The 18,814-nt window shown below is 70.7% G+C and carries 18 protein-coding genes; 7 read left to right on the top strand and 11 right to left on the bottom strand.

The window, feature by feature from the left end; genetic code table 11:
• The first annotated feature begins 3 nt into the window (after positions 1 to 3).
• A complete protein-coding gene (locus ACFPLC_RS14750) occupies positions 4 to 1,032 on the top strand; it encodes a copper resistance D family protein (RefSeq protein WP_378205095.1) in 1,029 nt (342 codons plus the stop codon).
• Between the two features lie 211 nt (positions 1,033 to 1,243).
• Here the strand turns inward: ACFPLC_RS14750 and ACFPLC_RS14745 are convergent, their stop codons facing one another.
• Complete coding sequence (locus ACFPLC_RS14745; protein WP_378205092.1) at positions 1,244 to 2,131, bottom strand: phosphotransferase family protein; 888 nt, start codon at positions 2,129 to 2,131, stop codon at positions 1,244 to 1,246.
• Positions 2,132 to 2,153: 22 nt separating this feature from the next.
• A complete protein-coding gene (locus ACFPLC_RS14740) occupies positions 2,154 to 3,539 on the bottom strand; it encodes a helix-turn-helix transcriptional regulator (protein WP_191308725.1) in 1,386 nt (461 codons plus the stop codon).
• A gap of 329 nt (positions 3,540 to 3,868) precedes the next feature.
• On the opposite strand from ACFPLC_RS14740, the gene ACFPLC_RS14735 reads away from it, so the two are divergent.
• Both ACFPLC_RS14735 and ACFPLC_RS14730 read left to right on the top strand, forming a co-directional pair.
• A complete protein-coding gene (locus ACFPLC_RS14735; RefSeq protein ID WP_091305133.1) occupies positions 3,869 to 4,207 on the top strand; it encodes a hypothetical protein in 339 nt (112 codons plus the stop codon).
• Between the two features lie 12 nt (positions 4,208 to 4,219).
• Positions 4,220 to 4,636: a hypothetical protein gene (locus ACFPLC_RS14730; protein ID WP_378205088.1), complete on the top strand. Its 417-nt coding sequence runs from the start codon at positions 4,220 to 4,222 to the stop codon at positions 4,634 to 4,636.
• A 324-nt stretch (positions 4,637 to 4,960) separates the two neighbouring features.
• Here the strand turns inward: ACFPLC_RS14730 and ACFPLC_RS14725 are convergent, their stop codons facing one another.
• Both ACFPLC_RS14725 and ACFPLC_RS14720 read right to left on the bottom strand, forming a co-directional pair.
• Positions 4,961 to 6,220, bottom strand: a complete 1,260-nt coding sequence (locus ACFPLC_RS14725) for an MFS transporter (protein ID WP_378205085.1) — start codon at positions 6,218 to 6,220, stop codon at positions 4,961 to 4,963.
• Between the two features lie 25 nt (positions 6,221 to 6,245).
• A complete protein-coding gene (locus ACFPLC_RS14720; protein WP_378205082.1) occupies positions 6,246 to 7,562 on the bottom strand; it encodes a GH1 family beta-glucosidase in 1,317 nt (438 codons plus the stop codon).
• A gap of 130 nt (positions 7,563 to 7,692) precedes the next feature.
• Here ACFPLC_RS14720 and ACFPLC_RS14715 point away from each other — a divergent pair, with 130 nt between their 5' ends.
• On the top strand, positions 7,693 to 8,340 hold the full coding sequence (locus tag ACFPLC_RS14715) for a TetR/AcrR family transcriptional regulator (RefSeq protein WP_378205079.1): 648 nt from the start codon (positions 7,693 to 7,695) through the stop codon (positions 8,338 to 8,340).
• Positions 8,341 to 8,772: 432 nt separating this feature from the next.
• Here the strand turns inward: ACFPLC_RS14715 and ACFPLC_RS14710 are convergent, their stop codons facing one another.
• Complete coding sequence (locus ACFPLC_RS14710) at positions 8,773 to 9,957, bottom strand: amino acid deaminase/aldolase (protein ID WP_378205076.1); 1,185 nt, start codon at positions 9,955 to 9,957, stop codon at positions 8,773 to 8,775.
• An 85-nt stretch (positions 9,958 to 10,042) separates the two neighbouring features.
• Between ACFPLC_RS14710 and ACFPLC_RS14705 the strand changes: the two genes are divergently transcribed.
• A complete protein-coding gene (locus tag ACFPLC_RS14705) occupies positions 10,043 to 11,338 on the top strand; it encodes a D-arabinono-1,4-lactone oxidase (protein ID WP_378205073.1) in 1,296 nt (431 codons plus the stop codon).
• On the opposite strand, the gene ACFPLC_RS14700 is transcribed toward ACFPLC_RS14705, so the two are convergent.
• From ACFPLC_RS14700 to ACFPLC_RS14690, 3 genes are read right to left on the bottom strand one after another with little or no spacing between them, the layout of a single operon-like run.
• Positions 11,335 to 12,285, bottom strand: coding sequence for a ribose-phosphate diphosphokinase (locus ACFPLC_RS14700; RefSeq protein ID WP_378205070.1), 951 nt, complete (start codon positions 12,283 to 12,285; stop codon positions 11,335 to 11,337). The genes ACFPLC_RS14705 and ACFPLC_RS14700 overlap by 4 nt on opposite strands.
• Positions 12,282 to 12,932 (bottom strand): SDR family oxidoreductase, encoded by a 651-nt coding sequence (locus tag ACFPLC_RS14695; RefSeq protein ID WP_378205067.1) that lies wholly within the window; start codon positions 12,930 to 12,932, stop codon positions 12,282 to 12,284. The genes ACFPLC_RS14700 and ACFPLC_RS14695 overlap by 4 nt, the downstream gene beginning before the upstream one ends.
• 32 nt (positions 12,933 to 12,964) lie before the next feature.
• Positions 12,965 to 13,552 carry a hypothetical protein gene (locus tag ACFPLC_RS14690; RefSeq protein WP_378205139.1) on the bottom strand — a complete coding sequence of 196 codons (588 nt, stop codon included), beginning with the start codon at positions 13,550 to 13,552 and terminating at the stop codon, positions 12,965 to 12,967.
• A gap of 485 nt (positions 13,553 to 14,037) precedes the next feature.
• On the opposite strand from ACFPLC_RS14690, the gene ACFPLC_RS14685 reads away from it, so the two are divergent.
• Entirely contained in the window at positions 14,038 to 15,108 is a 1,071-nt protein-coding gene (locus ACFPLC_RS14685; protein WP_378205064.1) for an HpcH/HpaI aldolase/citrate lyase family protein, read from the top strand.
• Complete coding sequence (locus tag ACFPLC_RS14680) at positions 15,105 to 15,962, top strand: HpcH/HpaI aldolase/citrate lyase family protein (RefSeq protein ID WP_378205061.1); 858 nt, start codon at positions 15,105 to 15,107, stop codon at positions 15,960 to 15,962. Before ACFPLC_RS14685 ends, ACFPLC_RS14680 begins: the two co-directional genes overlap by 4 nt.
• Before the next feature lie 15 nt (positions 15,963 to 15,977).
• Here the strand turns inward: ACFPLC_RS14680 and ACFPLC_RS14675 are convergent, their stop codons facing one another.
• The 3 genes from ACFPLC_RS14675 to ACFPLC_RS14665 form a co-directional block, all read right to left on the bottom strand.
• Positions 15,978 to 16,829 carry a CU044_5270 family protein gene (locus ACFPLC_RS14675; RefSeq protein ID WP_378205058.1) on the bottom strand — a complete coding sequence of 284 codons (852 nt, stop codon included), beginning with the start codon at positions 16,827 to 16,829 and terminating at the stop codon, positions 15,978 to 15,980.
• A complete protein-coding gene (locus tag ACFPLC_RS14670) occupies positions 16,822 to 17,343 on the bottom strand; it encodes an RNA polymerase sigma factor (RefSeq protein WP_378205055.1) in 522 nt (173 codons plus the stop codon). Before ACFPLC_RS14670 ends, ACFPLC_RS14675 begins: the two co-directional genes overlap by 8 nt.
• A 79-nt stretch (positions 17,344 to 17,422) precedes the next feature.
• Positions 17,423 to 18,808, bottom strand: a complete 1,386-nt coding sequence (locus ACFPLC_RS14665; protein WP_378205053.1) for an amidase — start codon at positions 18,806 to 18,808, stop codon at positions 17,423 to 17,425.
• Between the last annotated feature and the right edge of the window lie 6 nt (positions 18,809 to 18,814).

The raw sequence follows: 18,814 nt of genomic DNA, 5'->3' as shown, positions 1-18,814 counted from the left end.
CAGATGACCCAGGCCGAGACCACCGCGAAACCCCGCTACTCGACGCTGTTCTGCGTCGTGACGGCGGGCCTGCTGGGCGCCCTCATCGGCGTCGCCCTCACCGCCACCGCCCCGGTCCCCGGTGTGGTGCAGCCCGACGCGGTGGTCTCGGCCGGGATCCCGGTCGTCCGGGTCCTGCTCGACCTCGCCGCGGTCACCACCATCGGGCTCGCGCTGCTGTCCGTGCTCGTCGGCTACGACCGGCCGAAGCTCACCGAGCCGGTCATGCGGCTGGCGCGCCCGGGCGGTGTCGCGGCCGCGCTGGTCTGGGCCACGGCCGCGGTCGTCGCGCTGATCCTGCAGACCGCGGAGTACAAGCCCGGGTCGGCGACGCTCTCGGCGTCCGACATCGGCCGGTACATCGCCGACGTCGGAGCCGGGAAGGCGCTCGTCATCGTCGCGGTGCTCGCGCTGGTCCACGCCGGGATCGGCGCGCTGGCCCTGCGCTTCGGCGAGAAGGTGCCCGCCGAGGTCCGGGTCGGGCTCGGCCTGTTCGCGCTGCTGCCGCTGCCGGTCACCGGGCACGCGTCGAACTGGAACTATCACGACTACACGATGATCTCGATGGAGCTGCACGTCATGAGCGCGGTCGCCTGGACCGGCGGCCTCGGCGCGATGGCCGTGCTCCTCGTGGCGAACCGGACGCTGCTGGCGCACGCGCTGCCCCGGTTCTCGAAGCTCGCGACGCTCTGCCTCGTCCTCTCCGCGGCGACCGGGCTGTTCAACGGCCTCGTCGAAATCTCACTCAACCCGACCATCGGCTTCTGGGCGGCGATCTTCACGACGCCGTACGGGCAGCTGCTCGTCCTGAAGCTCGTGTGCACCGGTGTCATCGCGCTGCTCGGCGCGAACGTCCGCTGGCGCCTGATGCCGCGGATCGTCCGGCACGACCGGACGGCGCTCGCCGCGTGGGCGACGCTCGAGCTGACCGTGATGGGCCTGGCGTTCGGCTTCGCCGTGGTGCTGACGCGGGCGCCGGTCGTCGCCTCCTGAACGTCGTCGCCGCAGGTAGGAGGCGGTGTGAAGTCACCGCGAGTAGCTGCAAATTGCGCATTGGGATGACTGGTGATCCATTGGGGGCGACCGGTCGGGCAGAACTTTCTACCCAGAGCTGACCGCCTTTCTGATGCGACGAACGGTCATTTGCCGTCGGCGAATGCACGTGCAGGCTGTGGCTTCGATCACACCAAGTGACAGATGGCGGTCATCGGTAACGCGTCCACCGCGCGTCCGTCCGCGCGTTCCGGAAATCGTCCAGCCGGCGGAAGAGCTCGGGCCGGACCTGCGGCCGGCTGCGCAGGATCGGCAGCACGCTGGTCGTCAGCTTCAGCTCCCGGATGCCCCGCAGGACGGCGAAACCGGGCCACGACGTCACGTCGAAGCCGTACTCCGCGGCGAACGTCCGGTAGCGCACCGGCGGGTCCCCGAACCGCTCGCGGCCGACGGCCAGCGGCGTCAGGTCCCATTCCGGCGGCCCGACGCACGAGGAATCGAAGTCGCAGAGCACCGGGCCGTCCGGGCCCGGGATGACGTTGCCGGGGTACGCGTCGCCGTGGACCAGACCTCTGGGCAGCGGAAACTCCAGCCCGGCCAGCTCGGCTTCGAGCTCGGCGCAGCGGTCGAGCAGGAACTCCCGGTCGGCGTCGCTGATCTCTTCGGCGTCGGACACCCGGGCCCGCACCGCGGCGAACGGCGCCCACTCGGCGAGGCCGGGCGGCGGGGGTAGGGCGTGCACCAGGCGCAGCAGCCGGGCCAGGTCGACCGACGTCGCGGCCCGGCCGATGCTCGGCACCTGGTGCCACACGGTCACCAGGTGCCCGCCGACCTCCAGGGGCTGTTCGACGCCGCCGAGCAGCCGGATCGCGGGGACACCGTGGCGTTCGAAGTGCCGGGCCACGCGCACGACCGTGCCCACCCGGTGCCGCAGCTGCGTCGACCCGACGATCCGGACCACGAACGGCGCGGTGACCAGCGCGTACACCGCGTTGTTGGTGAACCGCAGCAGCCGCGCGCCCGCCGGATCGAGCCCCAGCAGCGCGCAGGTCTCGGCCAGCACTTCCCGCAGCTTCCCGGCGGTGAACCGGCCGTCCAAGTCCGAGCCGGCGCTTCCGGGGTCAGGCGGCGTAGAAAGCGTGGAGGCGGTCGGCGAGGTCACGGGCGTCGGCGTTGTTGCGGCGGCGCTCGGCCTCTTCCTGCAGGGGCCGCATGCGGTCCTTGACGCGCTCGGACTTGATGCCCTCGGCGCAGTCGATGGCCTTGCCGCCAACCTTGGCGCCGTGGTCGAGGTCGCCGTCGAGCAGGTGGTTGGTGGCGAGCGCGCTCAGCATGAACGTCTTGGAGCGGGCCATTTCGTCGTCGTAGGACTCGACGGCCCTGGTCAGCGCGGGGATCGCGTACTTGGTGTGCTCGGCGTTCTTCTGCGCGAGCACCGTGTGGACGGTGCCGACCATGGCATAGACGTCGGTCTCGGTGAAGAACTTGACCCACGACTCGGCTTCGGCCAGGTTGGCGCGCTCGAACTCGTCCTTGCTCCGGCCGAGCAGCTTCACCGCCTGCTCTTCGTTGCCCATCATCGCGTAGGCCCAGGCCTCGTTCGCGCACAGCACGGAGACGGCCAGCTCGGAACCGCTTTCCTGGGCGGCGATCTGACCCAGCTGGAACAGCTTCAGCGCGTCGTTCGGGGCGTCCTGGTGCAGGTAGACGCGGCCCATGCGGTAGAGCACGTTGGCCACCAGCGGGTGGTTTTCGCCCTGCTTGGCCAGGTCCAGCGCGTTCGCGAAGTGACCGCGGGCGGAGTCCATCAGGCCGGTGTCGAAGGAGGTCCAGCCGGCGAGGGAGTGCAGGTCGGCGAGCGCCACGTACAGCCGGTTCTTCACCAGCTCGGTGCCGTGCGCTTCGAGCATCTGCTGCCCCCAGGACAGCTGGGCCACGACGGCGTCGCGGCAGAACCCGCCGCCGTACTGGTAGTCGAGCGCCCGGAGCGCCCGCGTCGCGGCTTCGACCTGGCGGACGTCGGTCATGCCGATGCGCCCGGGCGCCGGCGTCCTGGCCGGTCCGGCCGACCACGTGCCCGATTCCGGACCGAACACCGCCGCGCCCATCGTGACCTGGGCAGCGTGCGCGAGGAACCTCCGTCGCTTCACGGACTCGTCCTCCTCAGCCTGCTGGCCGTCGGCGGAGCCGACGACCCGTATCGCCGTGGCCTCGTCGTAGGCGAGGCCCATGTACCCACGGGGGACGCCCAGGCCGTCGGCGATCCTCGTGAGCACGTCGTAGGCCATGACCTGGCGACCCTTGAGGATCTCCGACACCTCGGACTGGGACTGGCCGGTCATCGCGGCGATCTGGCGCTGCGAGACACCGTGCTTGCGCAGGAGCCGGTAAACGGCGCTGATCTCGCGCGACGCGAGAGCCGATCTCATCTCCGGCTGTTCCCACGCGTCAGCGGGAACTGCGTGGCTCTGCCGGGCTTCGGCACTGCCACCGTTACTGGCGTCCATCGCGCCCCCTCCACTGTCCGGTCGGGCGTCTGTAAAACAGCGTAGGCAAACCTGGGGAACCGTGTGAACAGCCGAACTGGTGCCCTGATCGGTCCGGCCGAAGTCCGCTGACCGCTTATCGTGGAACCGAGTCCAGTCACCGCTATGACGCCGATTCCACCTTCTATCGCACTCGGTTTCACCTCACTGTAGTTGTCAGATCTCCGTCACCGGGCGCACACCGGTAGCGATCACGGAGAGCTACGAAAACCGCAGTGTCGTCCGGCGTCGTGCCAAGGGCGATGTTGCAGAAGGCATCTTCGGAGACTTTCGACAGAGCGGAGAAGGGCGTGGAGTTCGTGGACTCGTTCGCAGGGGGACATGCCGGCACGGCCACCCGCGCCGTGCGGCCGGCGATGGTCTCTCCCGCCCCCGCTGTCCGTCCCGTCACCCCGGCCGCCGCGGTGGACCCCCGCACCGCGAGCGTCCGCCACTACGAGGGCGGTCAGCTCGTGTGGCGCGTGCAGTGCGGCGACCTCATCAGTCGCGAGCGGGCGGTCACGGTGTTCGTCGAAGACAACCAGGTGGTACTGGTCTCGCCTCCCGGTGAGACCGCGCGGTTGACGTCCGGCCAGCTCGGACAGCTGCGCGCCGCGCTCAACGAAGCCGCCAAGATGGCGGAAAGGTAACGGTGAGCTGACATGGATCAGGTTCTCGGGCAGGTCCTCCGCAACGCGGTCTGGGAGCGCCTCGACATGCTGACCGACCTGGCGAACCGCGCCGACGCCCAGTCGCTCGTCTCGGTCGCGCGTTCCGAACTGCCCCGGTTGACCGAGGCGTGGCGCGCGATGCTGAAGATGCACGAGCCCGACGAGCGCGGCGACTGCCCGACCTGTTCGACCCGGTGGCACCGCTGCAAGGCGCCGTGCTCGGTCTGGCAGGTCGCGCACGAACACCTGGTGGCAGGCGGCCTCGCCCCGCAGCAGCCGTCCTCGTCGGACAGCCGCCTGCAGGGCCGCCGCAAGAGCCCGGTCACGTCGCACCCCGCGCCGCCCACCGCGGCCGAGACCACCGGGCGCCACGCGTTGGTGAACCCGCGCCGAGCGGTCACGGCCTGACCCCCTGACAGGCGAGCCGCGGCCGGCCGATCGCCCCATCGGAGCCCCGTCTGCACTCGCCCGGGCCGAGGACTGTTTCGCCCGCACCCCCGAGCAGCGCGAACCAGTCCTCGGCCACCACCCGGTCCCCACCGCGATTAATCGAAAAAAATACGCGTTAGGCCTAGCCCAGGCGGTAATCCCCCGCTAGATTGATCATCGAAGCCAGCGTTGGATCATGGGTCTGATCCTCCTGTCACCCCGCCTCAGAGCGGCCCTCGAATTCCGCGGGCCGGTGCCGTTGCACTCCCCTCCCCCGACCGGCACCGGCCCGCGGTTCCACGTCTAGCGAACCGCCTTCACGCGCAGCACGAGCACCGCGGCCGAAAGCGTCGCGATCGCCGAAGCCGCGAACAGGCCGGGATAGCCGCCGACGTGGGCCAGCAGCAGCGGCGTCAGCAGCGGAGCCACCACCTGCGGCAGCGAGTTCGCGATGTTGATGATCCCGAAGTCCTTGGCGCGGTTCTGCGCCGCGGGGAGCACCTGCGTCAGCATCGCCAGCGCGACCGCCATGTACGCACCGAAACCGACGCCGAGCAGCGGCGACGCGGCGAGCGCCACCGGCCAGCTCTGCCAGAGGACGAGCAGCAAAGCGGCAAGTGCCATCACACCGGACGCCGCGAGGACGTACGGCTTACGCCGTCCGGACTTGTCGGAGAAGTGCCCCGCGAGCACCGCGCCGCCGACGAGCGCGACGCCGTACAGGCCCATCATGATCAACAGGCCGTTGTCGGGGTCTGGGTAGTGCACCGCGTCCTGGAGGAAGAACAAGAGGTAGAGCGTCCCGAACGCGTTGCCGAGGTTGATCATGAAGTGGCAGCTCCAGGCCCATGCGAAGTCGGGGTGCTTCCGGGGCGAGACCCAGAAGTCGCGGAGCACCTGGCGCAGCACCCACGGCGGGCGGAACTCGGCAGGCAACCGCGCGTCCGGTGTCCGGAGGACGAAGCACGCGGCACCGATCACCACGATCCCGGCGCAGACCGAGTAGGCCAACGGCAGCCCGGCGATGCCGAGCACGACGACCACCACGACCGCACCCAGGACCGTGCCGAGCATCTGCGCGATGCCGACCAGGCCGCCGACCACGGCCAGCTGCTGAACCGGCACCCGGTCGGGCAGGGCGGCCATGAGCGCGGCGAGCATGCCGTTGAGGCCGCCCTGCACCAGGCACCAGCCGGCGATCATCACGGCGACCGTCGGCGCGAACGCCAGCACGCCCAGCCCGACGGCGGCGACGAGCGCGCCGCCGACGGTCCACGGGTGCCGCCGGCCGAAGCGGGAGCAGGTCCGGTCGGACAGCAGCCCGATCGCCGGGTTGGCCACCAGCGCCACCGCCGCGCCGAAGCCCATCACCAGCCCGAGCACGGTTTCCTTGTTCACGCTGTCGAGCAGTTCGGCCTGCTTCGGCAGCAACACCTGGATCGGGGCGTAGACGCCGAGCCAGAGCGCGATGTTCGCGAAGAACAGCAGGCTCATCCAGCCGGGCCGCACCCGCACGGTGGGCTCGGCGAGCGCGTCCGGGACGACCTGGGTCGTTTCACTCATGCGCCGACCTGATTCGTTCGCGAGCTCACTCATGCCGCACCAGCTTCCGGTACCAGTGGAACGAGTCCTTCGGCGTCCGCCGCAGGGTCTCGTAGTCGACGTGCACCAGGCCGAAGCGCGGCGCGTACCCCTTGGACCACTCGAAATTGTCCAGCAGGGACCAGCAGAAGTAACCCCGGACGTCGACACCGGCGTCCATCGCCTCGCGCAGCGCGACGAGGTGACCGTGCAGGAAGTCGATGCGTTCGGGATCGTGGACGCGGGAGTCCTCGGCGACTTCGTCGGCGAAGCTGCAGCCGTTTTCGGTGATCTGGATCGGCGGCAGCTTGTCGCGGTAGCGGTGGTGGAAGTCGAGCAGCAGCTCGCGCAGGGCGTGCGGGACGATCGGCGAGTCATTCGTCGTCATCGGGTAGCCCTCGATGTCGCGCAGCTCGAACGGCAGCGGGTTGCCCGGACCGGGCATCGCGACACCCTGCGGCTCGTAGTAGTTGATGCCGTAGAAGTCGAGCGGCTGCGCGATGGTGGGCAGGTCGTCGGCGAACCCGGCGGGCAGGTGGCGGTGCAGCTGTTCGGGGTAGGTGCCGAGCAGCACGGGATCGGCGTAGAGCCGGTTGAGCAGCGCGTCCAGGTACTCCGCCGCGTCCTGGGCGTCGTCGTCGACGGGCCAGACGGGCGAGTGGTTGTTCGCCGTGCCGACGTTGGTGGCGCCCGCCGCGCGCAGGGCCTGGACGGCGAGGCCGTGCGCGAGGAGCTGGTGGTGCGCGGTCGGGATGGCGTCCAGCAGGAGGACCTGCCCGGGCGCGTACTCGCCGATGCCGTAGCCGAAGATCGACATGACCATCGGTTCGTTGAGCGGAATCCACAGTTTCACCCGATCGGCGAAGCGCTCTCCGAGGATGTGGGCGTATTCGGCGAAGCGCTCAGCGGTCGCCCGGGAGAGCCAGCCGCCCTCGTCTTCGACGGCTTGGGGGGTGTCCCAGTGGTAGAGCGTGACGGCGGGGGCGATGCCGGCTTCGCAGACGGCGTCGATGAGCTTGTCGTAGAAGCCGAGACCTTCGGGGTTGGGCGCGCCCTTGCCGTCGGGCTGGATGCGGGGCCAGGCGATGGACATCCGGTAGGCGCCGACGCCGAGTTCCGACATCAGCGCGATGTCTTCGGGGTAGCGGTGGTAGTGGTCGGCGGCTACGTTGGCTTGTTCACCGCGGGCGATCTTGCCATCGGTCGCGGTGAACGTGTCCCAGATGGACGGTCCGCGCCCACCTTCGCTGGTGGCACCTTCGATCTGGAACGCCGATGTCGAAACACCCCAGAGGAAGTCGGGCGGGAAGTTCGGGTTCTGCACCGGCTGCTGACCCCTTCGTCAGGGCACCCGTACGGGTGAACATGAAAAGTTCTCATATACTAGGTCTTCACTCGTCCGTGGGGAAGCCCGTCGGCACGATAAAGTCCCAGATCAGACGAGGAGGAGCGCCGTGTCCGACATCCAGGCCGCGAAGGTGCCGGCAGAAGCCACCCCCTTACGCCGTCAGCCGGTCCAGCAGCGAAGCGCGAAGCGGGTCGAGCAGATGCTCGACGCGAGCGCGGCGTTGATCGACGAACTCGGTTACGACGCGCTGACGACGACGTTGATCGCCAAACGCGCGGGGGTCGCCGTCGGATCGCTGTACCAGTTCTTCCCGGACAAGCGCGCGGTGGTCCAGGCGTTGACCGCCCGCAACCTCGAGCGTTTCGTGGGCGCGGTCAACGAGCGGCTCAAGCAGCTCGGGCCGGAGCACTGGTGGGACGTCGTGGACTCGATCCTCGACATCTACCTGGAGATGCACCGGACGATCCCGGGATTTTCGAAGGTCCACTTCGGCGACATCATCGACCGCCAGCTGCTCGACGAGACGCGCGACAACAACGCGGTGATCGTGGATTCGCTGACGGACCTGGTGGCCAAGCAGGTCGATCGGCCGGTGGAGGACTTGCGGTTCGCCATCACGATCGCGAACGAGGTGGCCGACGCGCTGATGAAGCTGGCGTTCCGGCGGGAGCCGAGCGGGGACGAGAAGATCGTGGCTGAGGCGAAGTACGTGGTGAAGGGGTACTTGGCGGCTCGGTTCGGGGAGCGGTCTTAGGGCTGTCCACAGAAGTTGTCCACAGGTATGCACAGCTGTGGACAACTGGGGTGGTTGGGGGTGGGTTGTCGGTGGGGGCCGATAGACTGGACCTGGGGACGCCCCCCGGGAGGGTGGGGGAGTTTCTGGGGGAGGGGCGGGCTGTGGCAGCACTGGGGCCAGCCCGGTAGCGCGTGAGCTCACACCGGAACCCGGCGCGGGCTTGCGGGTTTAGAACTTACGTGCCGGTCAGGATGATCGCGGCGCGGCCTGCGCTGATCGTCGACACCGGGCGGCCCGGGCAAGGGTTTCGAGGGTGCCGGTACCGCCGTGAATGACTCATTCATTGCGTCGGATGCCAGGAATGAGTCATTCATGACGTCCGGATGACTGGCCGCGCACGTTCTAGCGACGAGATCGGACCCTGGCCTGCAAGGAGCCTGGGACCGGGCCTCAGCCGAAGTTCTGGTGCTCGCCCCGGTACGTCGGGACTGTTCGCTCCACCCGGTCCCCCAAGACCAGGTGGTAGTGGGTGAACCGCTCCGCCAGCTCGCCCGCCTTGGCGTGGCGCAACCACACCCGGTCGCCCAACTTCAATGTCCGGGCCGCGCGGCCCGTCACCGGGGTCTGGACTTCGCCCGCTCCTTCAAAACCGAGGAACTTCAGCCCCCTCGGCAAGTACGGCTTCGGCTGGCGGGATGGGCCCGTCGGGCCCGAGGCGATGTAGCCGCCCGAGAAGAGGGTGGCGATGTTGCGGGTCGGGCGGCGGACCACCGGGAGGGCGAACAGCGCCGCCGGGCGGGGCTTGAACCGGGTGTAGCCGTCGAACAGCGTTGGGCCGATCAGGCCCGAGCCCGCCGCTATTTCCGTCACCACCGCGTCCGCGCCCGTCGACTCCAGGCTGCCCGTTCCGCCTCCGTTGACGAACTCCAGCGGGGTCACCGCCTGGACCGCCCGGACCGCTTCGCCGCGGCGGCGGGCCAGCTCGGCCGCCGATCGGCGTTGCATCCAGCCCACCAGTGCCCGGTTCACGCCGGGGCCGGCCGCATCGCCGAGGCCCGCTATCTGGCCTTCGTACGCCATCACGCCCACCAGGCGGAAGCCGGGGCGGTCGACGATCTGGCGGGCGAACGTCGAGGCCTGCTTCGGGGTGAAGACCGGCGAACGGCGGGTGCCGACGTGGATGCCCGGCAGGGGACGCCAGGAGGCGTCCAGCTCCAGGCACACCCGGATCTCCGGGTGGCCGTGGCCGAGGGCGGCGTCCACCAGGTCGAGGTGCGCGGGCGAATCCACCATGATCGCGATCGCCGCGCGGGCTTCGTCGGACGTGGCCAGGCGGCGGAGGGCCTCGTGGTCCGCCGTCGGGTAGGCGACGACGATGTCATCGGTCGTGCCCTGCTCGACGTGCCAGACCGCTTCCGCCAGCGAGTAGCACATCAGGCCTTCGAAACCGGGCATCGTCAGCGCGCGCTCCAGCAGCGCGCGGCAGCGGACCGACTTGCTCACGACGCGGATCGGCTTGCCGCCCGCGCGGCGGCGGAGGTCGGCGGCGTTCGCGTCGAACGCCGCCAAGTCGACCACGGCCAAGGGGGGATCGAGGTCCTTGGTCGCCAAGTCGTACACCGTCGCACTGGTCACGAGGTCTAAAGTACGACACGAAGGCTTGAAACGCGAATACTATTCACTTACTGTTTCGGCACTCACGGAAGAAGGGTGCGCGCGCATGACCCGGTGGACCAACTGGGCGGGCACGGCGTCCGCTTCGCCGCAGCACGTCCATCAGCCGCGCAACCCGGCTGAAATCGCGGCGACGATCGAGCGCATCGCCGCGGCCGGCCGCACCGTGCGCCCGTGGGGCAGTGGGCACTCCTTCACCGCGATCGCCGTCGCCGACTCCGATGCGCTCGACCTGCGGCACTGGACCGGCATCGAACAGGTGGACCTGACCTCCGGGCACGTCACCGTCCGCTCGGGCACCACGCTCCGGGAACTCAACGCCGCCCTCGACGCGCTCGGGCTGGCGATGACCAACCTCGGTGACATCGACGCGCAGACCGTCGCCGGCGCGATTTCCACCGGCACCCACGGGACCGGCGCGAAGCTCGGCGGCCTCGCCACCCAGATCGTCGCGCTCGAACTCGTCCTCGCGGACGGCTCGGTCGTCACCTGCTCGGCCACGGAAAAGCCCGACCTCTTCGCCGCCGCCCGCGTCGGCCTCGGCGCCATCGGCGTGATCACGACCGTGACCCTGCGCTGTGAAAAGTCCTTCTACCTGCGGGCGCAGGAACGGCCGGAGCCGCTGGAACAGGTCCTCGAGGGCTTCCACGACTTCGCCGACGAGAACGAGCACTTCGAGTTCTACTGGTTCCCCTACGGCAAGAACGCCCTGGTCAAGCGCAACAACCGGTGCGAGACGGCGGAGCCGCTGAGCAAGGTCCGCGAGTTCGTCGACTACCGGATCATGGAGAACGTCGCCTTCGGCGGACTCTGCCGCACCGGCCGCCTGATGCCGCGGCTGGTGCCGTCGCTCGGCAGCTTCGCCTCGAACGTCCTCTCCGCGCGCGAGTACAGCGACGTCTCCCACCGGGTCTTCGTCACCGCGCGCAACGTCCGCTTCACCGAAACGGAATACGCGGTTCCCCGTGAATCCGTGCTCGACGTGCTCGCCGAGCTGCGCGCGGTGGTGCCGACGCTGAAGCACCCGGTGATGTTCCCGGTCGAGGTGCGGGTCGCCGCGGCCGACGACATCTGGCTGTCGACCGCACAGGGCCGCGACTCCGCCTACATCGCCATCCACCAGTTCATCGGCATGCCGTACCGCGAGTACTTCAGCGCGTTCGAGAAGATCGCCGGCGCCGTGGGCGGCCGCCCGCACTGGGGCAAGATGCACGACCTCGACGCCGGCGTCCTCCGCACGCGCTACCCGCACTTCGACGACTTCCTCCGCGTGCGCAAGGAAACCGACCCGAGCGGGGTGTTCCGCAACACCTACCTGGACCGGGTGCTCGGCCCGGCCTAGAACAGCGCCGACACCGATTCGCCGTTGTGGATCCGGCGGATCGCCTCGGCCATCGCCGGCGCGATCGACAGGATCTTCAGCTTCTCGGTGCGCTCCTCCTCGGGCACCGGGACCGTGTTCGTGCAGACGATCTCCAGCACCTCCGGCCGGCTGCCGATGCGCTCGATGGCCTTCGCCGCGAACAGCCCGTGCGTGCAGGCGACGCGGATCGACCGCGGCCGCAGCTCGGCCAGCCTGTCCAGCAGCTCGAGCACTGTGCTGCCCTTGGCGATCTCGTCGTCCAGCACGATCACGTCCCGGCCGGTGATCTCGCCGATCACCGAGGTGATCTGGACGCGGTCGTCGGGGAAGCGTTCCTTCGCCCCGGCCGCGACCTGGACGCCGAGGAGCCGCGCGAAGTGCGACGCCTCCTTCGCGTTGCCCAGGTCGGGTGAGACGACGGTGGCGCGCGAAAGGTCGTACTGGCGGAAGTGCTTGGCCAGCTCCTGCAGCGCGTGCAGGTGATCCACCGGGACGCTGAAGAAGCCGTGCACCTGCGGGGAGTGCAGGGTCATCGCGAGCACGCGGCTCGCGCCGGCCGTCACCAGCAGGTCGGCGACCAGCCGGCCGCCGATCGAAATGCGCGGGGCGTCCTTCTTGTCCGAGCGCGCGTACGAGTAGTGCGGGATCACCGCGGTGATCCGCGACGCCGACGCACCGCGGGCCGCGTCGAGCATCAGCAGCAGCTCGACGAGGTGCTCCTGCACCGGCTTCACCAGCGGCTGGATGATGAACACGTCCCGCTCGCGGCAGTTCGACTGCAGCTGCACCTCGAGGCAGTCGTTGGCGAACCGCTGGATTTCGACCGGCCGCAGTGGCACGCCGAGGTGCCGGCAGATCTCTTCGGCGAGTTCGGGGTGCGCGCTGCCGCTGAAGACGGCGATTTCTCTGGATGCCTGGGTGATCACAGCGCCGCGATCGCCTCGCCGATGGCGTCCTCGCCCGAGATCAGCGTCAAGGTGCGGTGCGCCGAAGCGGGCGTGTCGAGCAGGCCGACGAGCACCGCGGCGACGTCGTCACGCGGGATCGGGCCGCGGCCGGTCTGCTCGGCCAGCAGGACCAGGCCGGTGCCGGGGTCGTCGGTGAGCGAGCCGGGCCGCAGGATCGTCCAGTCGAGGTCGCGGGCCTTGAGGTCGTCCTCCGCCGCGCGCTTGGCGCGCAGGTAGTGCCGGAATTCCTCGGTGACGTCCGGGTTCTCCGGGTTGTCGGCACCGATGGAACCCACCTGGATGTGCCGCCGGACGCCGGCGCGCTCGGCCGCTTCGGCGAACAGCGCCGCGGCGCCCCGGTCCACAGTGTCCTTGCGGGCGGTGCCGCTGCCCGGGCCCGCCCCGGCGGAGAAAACCGCGGCGTCGGCGCCCTTCAGGACTTCGGCGACGGCGTCCACATCGGAGTTCTCCAGGTCGAGCACGACGGCCTGGGCGCCGGCGGCTTCGAGGTCCGCCACGTGGGCGGGATTGCGGACGATCCCGACCGCTTCGTCACCGCGCGCGGCGAGCAGCCGCTCGAGCCGCAACGCGATCTGACCGTGTCCACCTGCAATGACGACTCGCATGAGCCGACCCTATTACCGATCGGAGAGAAGCGTCAGTCGAGCGACGCGGGGACCTCGGCGGTGCGGAGCAGGTGGTCGTAGACCAGCTCGTTGATCAGGCGCGAGACCGGGTCCTCGGCCAGTACGACGCGCTCGGTGCGGCCCTCGAGGTCGAGATCGACGACCGCGTTCGGGTCGGCGGTCACGACGGCGAGGCCGTACGCGCGGGCGCGCGGCAGGCAGTTGCCGACGTAGTCCTCGGTCAGCACCGCCGGGGAGGGGAGGACCATCGCGGCCTCGCCGTAGCGGGCGAACGGAACCGCGGAGGCCATCGCGGTGCGCCAGTGGCGCGCGACGGCCAGGACGCCGACGATCTCGGCGGCCGGGGCGGGGGCGGTTCCGGCCAGCTCCGGCCAGGTCCAGGTGTCGACGGTGGCGCGGTCGGCCACCGGGCCGGCACCCATCGCGATGCGTTCGGCGTGCACGTCGGTGCGGAGCTTGGCGACCACGCAGACCTTGCGGCCGAGGATCGTGGTCTCAGGGAGGACGACGCCGTTCCAGCCCAGCTGGGCGGCGGCCGCGCGGGCGAGCTCGTCGACGCTCGCGGGGAGCTCGATCGGCGGCACCACGCGGCTCGGCATCGACCGGCTGCGCTTCGCGCCACCGGCGACCGTCGAGCGCTCGGTGTTCTGAGGTGTCGCCACGAGTCCGCCTCCTTCTGCCCTGCACTGCTTCGTGACCGGGGGAAACCGGCACCTCACTTGTCTAACAGCGCGGCGGCGCGACGTCGCCGGGTAGTGCGAGTGGCTGCGATCGGCGGCGCCCAGCGGTCGATGACCGGTCGGTGGGCGGTCATCGGACTTCGGTCGAACGGTGCGGCCAACCGAGTGATCGCGGGGTGAGTGGCATTACGGAACGGCAACAGGCGATTACCCGGGGCAGGATCGGCCAAACCCGCTCCGGCTAGCCCGTTCGGCGCAACAAGGGCAAAATCCACAGTGGACGCGGCCCGCTGAGCTGCGGTTCTCCGCCGTCACCCACACGGCGGTGACTTGCACCGCAGCGGTCACCCGCGGGCGGGACTAAAGTTACCCACCAGTCACTTAGCTGCCGCCGTGGAGGACCGATGCGCTCCCCGAAGGACTTCTTCGCCCCGCTCGCCCTGGGCGCGCCCGCGCCCGTGCGGGAGATCCCGGTGACGCCGTCCCGGATGATCCACTTCTTCGACCCCGGCAACGAGAAGATGGCGGCGAAGGTGCCGGACATCGCGAAGAAGGTCGACGTCCTGCTCGGGAACCTCGAGGACGCCGTCCGCGCCGACCGCAAGGAGGCCGCGCGCGCCGGGCTGGTCACCATCGCCAAGGCGAACGACTTCGGGAAGACGCAGCTGTGGACGCGCGTCAACAGCCTGGATTCGCCGTGGGTGCTCGACGACCTGATCACGCTGGTCACCGAGATCGGCGACAAGCTGGACGTCATCATGGTGCCGAAGGTCGAGGGCGCGCAGGACATCCACTACGTCGACCGGCTGCTGGCCCAGCTCGAGGCCCGCGCGGGCCTGACGAAGCCGTTGCTGGTGCACGCCATCCTCGAGACGGCGAGCGGCGTGGCCAATGTGGAGGAGATCGCCGGCGCGAGCCCGCGCATGCAGGGCATCTCGCTCGGCCCGGCCGACCTGGCCGCGAGCCGTCGCATGAAGACGACCCGCGTCGGCGGCGGGCACCCCGGCTATCTGGTGCGCACCGACCCGACCGGCGACGACCTGACCGCGGGCCGGACGACCTACCAGCAGGACCTCTGGCACTACACGGTGGCGCGGATGGTGGACGCGTGCGCGATGCACGGGATCCTGCCGTACTACGGGCCGTTCGGGGACATCCGCGACGTCGTCGCCTGCGAGGACCAGTTCCGCAACGCCTTCCTGCTCGGCTGCGTCGGCGCCTGGAGCCTGCACCCGGTGCAGATCGACATCGCGAAGAAGGTGTTCTCGCCTTCGCCGTCCGATGTGGCCTGGGCGCGCCGGGTGATCGCCGAGATGGGTGACGGCACCGGCGCGGTGATGATCGACGGGAAGATGCAGGACGACGCGTCGGTGAAGCAGTGCCGCGTGGTCGCCGAACTGGCCGACGCCCTCGCGGCGGACGACCCCGAACTCGCCGCCGCCTACGACGCGGCCACCAAGGAGGCCCTCGGATGACCGAGCTGAAGCCGAGGCGTTCCGTCCTCTACATGCCCGGCGCGAACGAACGCGCGCTGGAGAAGGCCAAGACCATCCCGGCGGACGCGCTGATCCTCGACCTCGAGGACGCCGTCTCCCCCGACGCGAAGGAAGCCGCGCGCGAACGCGTGTGCGCCGCGGTCGGTAACTACGGTTCCCGGGAAGTGACGATCCGGGTCAACGGCCTGGACACCCAGTGGCACGACGCCGACCTGCGCGCGGCCGCGTCGGCCGGGCCGGCCGCGGTCGTCGTCCCGAAGGTGAACTCGGCGGCCGAGGTGCACAACATCGAGCGCGCGCTGGAGCTCGGCGGGGCGCCGGACCACACGAAGATCTGGGCGATGGTCGAGACCCCGGTCGCGATGCTGCACGCCGAGGAGATCGCGGCGGCGTCCGAGCGGCTGACCGTGCTGGTGATGGGCACGAACGACCTGGCCAAGGAGCTGCACGCGGAGTTCGTCCCGGGCCGCGGCCCGCTGCTCGGCGGGCTGTCGCTGTGCCTGCTGGCCGCGCGCGCGACCGGCAAGGTGATCCTCGACGGCGTCTACAACGACGTGAAGGACCTCGACGGGTTCGAGGCGGAGTGCGAGCAGGGGCGGCAGTACGGCTTCGACGGGAAGACGCTGATCCACCCGGCGCAGGTGGAGCCGTGCAACCGGATCTTCGCGCCGTCGGAGGAGGAGATCGACCGGTCGCGGCGGATCATCGAGGCCTTCGAGGACGCGCGGAAGGAAGGCCGCGGAGTGGTCACCGTGGACGGCCGGATGATCGAGAACCTGCACGTCGACAACGCCCGGCGGGTGCTGGCGCTGGCCGAGGCCGTCAAGGGCTGACGGCCTCGGCGACGCTCACTTCGGCAGGTCGTCCGTCCACTCGGCACTGACCGCGTACGTGTCGCCCTCCGCGTTCGTGGCCGGGGTGCCGTTCGCGTTCAGGAACACCTTCGCCCCGTCCACCTTGCCGGTCTGCGGGTCGACGACCAGGCGGCCGCCGCCTGGCAGCTCGACGCCTTCGCCGCCCGGTACCGCGCCGAGCGCGTGGACACCCGGGTAGTCGGCGATCGCGCGGAACGCCGCGGCCCGGACCGCCGGGGGCGACGGCACGGTCGACACCAGCATGACCAGTGACTCCAGCGCCGCCATGTCCCGCTGCTTCGCGGGGTACTTGTTCCGGGCCAGCCCTTCCGCGAGCCAGGCGCGCAGGGCCTTCGGGTCGGTGGGCAGCGCCAGGATCTGGCTGAGCGTGACCTCGGCGCCGGTCAGCCGGAACGGCCGGGGCCGGCTCGCCAGGACGGCCTTGCCGCCGGTCCGTCCGGTGCGGTACCACTCGTGCCCGTCGGTGGTGGTCCAGTACTCCCAGGACTCGTTGCCCACCTTGGTCGTCGTGTGCCAGTACTGGCCCGCGCCGGCCTGGGTGCGCTCGGCGACCGTGGCCGCCGCCAGCAGGATCTGCCTGCCGGTGTCGACCGGCGTGACCGCCTGGGGCTGCGGAGCGGGCGCCGGCGAGCCGGGCAGGGTCGCCACCACGACGGCGGCCGCGGCCGCGGCGGCGGCGAGGCCGGCGCCGAGCGCGTACGGGCGGACCCGGCGACGCGGGCCCGCGAGCATCCGGTTCTGCAGGCGGTGCCGGCTCCGGTCGACGACGTCCTGCGGCACTTCGTGGGGCGCCAGCGCGGCTCGCAGGGTCTGCAGGTCATTCATCGGACGCCTCCTGGGCGAGAGCGGGGGTGAGCTTCTTGCGGGCCCGTGTCAGCCGGGAGCCGACCGTGCCCGGGGAGATGCCGAGTGCTTCGGCCACTTCGGCGTAGCCGAGGTCGCCGAGCGCGACGAGCAGCAGGACGTCGCGCTCTCCGGCGGACAGCCGGGACAGTGCCTTCCCGAGCCGCGCTACCGTCACCGAAGCGACCACACGGCTTTCGTGGCCTTCGGCGGCTTCGCGCGGGTCGAGCCGCGAGAGCGCGCGGTAGTGCCGGGCCTCCTTGCGGCGGTGCCGGGAGACCAGGTTCGTCGCGATGCCGAACAGCCAGGCGCGCAGGTCGCCGCGGGCGGGGTCGAACGTCTTGCGGCGGTCGAAGGCGACGAGGAACGTCTCGGCGGCGACGTCCTCCGCGGCCTGGGTGCTGAGGCGCCCGGCGACGTACCGGTGGATGTCCGCGAAGTAGCGGTCGTGCACCGCGGTGAACTGCTCGGTGCCGAGCACCGGGGCCGCCGTCATGGGGCTGCCTCTGTCATGGGGTTCCTTCCCGTCGGCGACAGCTACACCCCCACTTCGCCGAAGGTCCGGAACTCCTTCCCTACCCCACCGGCCAGGGCCGCTGCGGCGGGCGAAGCCGCTCGTACGCCGCCGCGGCGCGGAGGACGCCGAGGTCGTCGAAGCGGCGGCCGGCGAGCTGGAGGCCGATCGGACGGCCGTCGTCGGTGTAGCCGCAGTTCAGCGAGACCGCGGGCTGGCCGGACATGTTGTACGGCACGGTGAACGCGATGTGCTCGAACGGCCGGGCCGGGTCGTTCGTCGGGGACGCCCACTCCGCCGGCGGCGCCGCGACCGGGCAGGTCGGGGACAGGACGACGTCGAACGCCGAGGTCGCGCTCAGTGCCGCCACGCTCATCACGTCGATCTGGGCGAAGCCGCGGTAGACGTCGACGCCGGACGCGTCCGCGCCGCCCGCCGCCCAGTCCGCGATGTACGGGAGGACCTTCGCCCGGCGCTCCGGCGACAGCGCCGCCATGTCCGACCAGGCCCGGGTGCGCCAGAAGACGTCGAGGCCGTCGAGCATGCCTCGGATGAGGAACGGCTCGACCGGCTCGACGACCGCGCCCGCGGCTTCGAAGGCACGGGCCGCCGCGGTGACGGCGTCGCGGATGGCCGGGTCCACCGGGAGGCCGAGGCCGGCCTCGAGCTGCAGGCCGACGCGCAGGCCGGTCAGCGGGAGATCCAGCGACGACCAGTCGAATTCCGACGGCGGCAGGCACAGGTGGTCACGCGGGTCCGGGCGGGAGAGCACGCTCATCAGCAACGCCGTGTCGGCGACCGTGCGGGTCATCGGGCCGGCCACCCGCCCGAGGAACGGCGGGACGACCGGCACCCGGCCGAAGCTCGGCTTCAGCCCGGTCAGGCCGCACCAGCCCGCGGGCAGCCGGATCGAGCCGCCGATGTCCGTGCCGACGTGCAGCGGGCCGTACCCCGCGGCGGCCGCGGCGCCGGCCCCCGCGCTGGACCCGCCGGGCGTGGCCGACAGCTGCCACGGGTTGCGGGCCGTGGGGTGGAAGCTCGACCGCCCGGACGTCAGCATCCCGTAGTCCGGCATGGTCGTCTTGGCCAGCAGCACGCCGCCGGACTCGCGGACCCGCGCGGCGGCCGGGGCGTCTTCGGCCGCCGGGACCAGCGCGGTCGCCGCCGTGCCCAGCGGCACCGGCGTGCCGCGGGTCGCGATGTTCTCCTTGAGGGTGAGCGGGACGCCGTCGATCGGCCCCAGCGGTTCGCCGGCCGCCCAGCGAGCTTCGGACGCCTTCGCGTCGTCGCGAGCGCCTGACGGGTCGTACGCGTACAACGCGTGCAGCTCGGGCTCTCGCGCTTCGATGCGCGCGAGAACGGCTTCGGTCACCTCGACCGGCGAGAGCGTCTTCGCGCGGTACTGCGCGACGAGCTCGACGGCGGTCAGATCAGGCAGCTCGGTCATGAGCGC

It is taken from the genome of Amycolatopsis plumensis, assembly GCF_042652605.1.
GTDB lineage: Bacteria > Actinomycetota > Actinomycetes > Mycobacteriales > Pseudonocardiaceae > Amycolatopsis > Amycolatopsis plumensis.
Note: the sequence above shows the minus strand (reverse complement) of the source record. Positions and strands in the feature narration are given on the sequence as shown.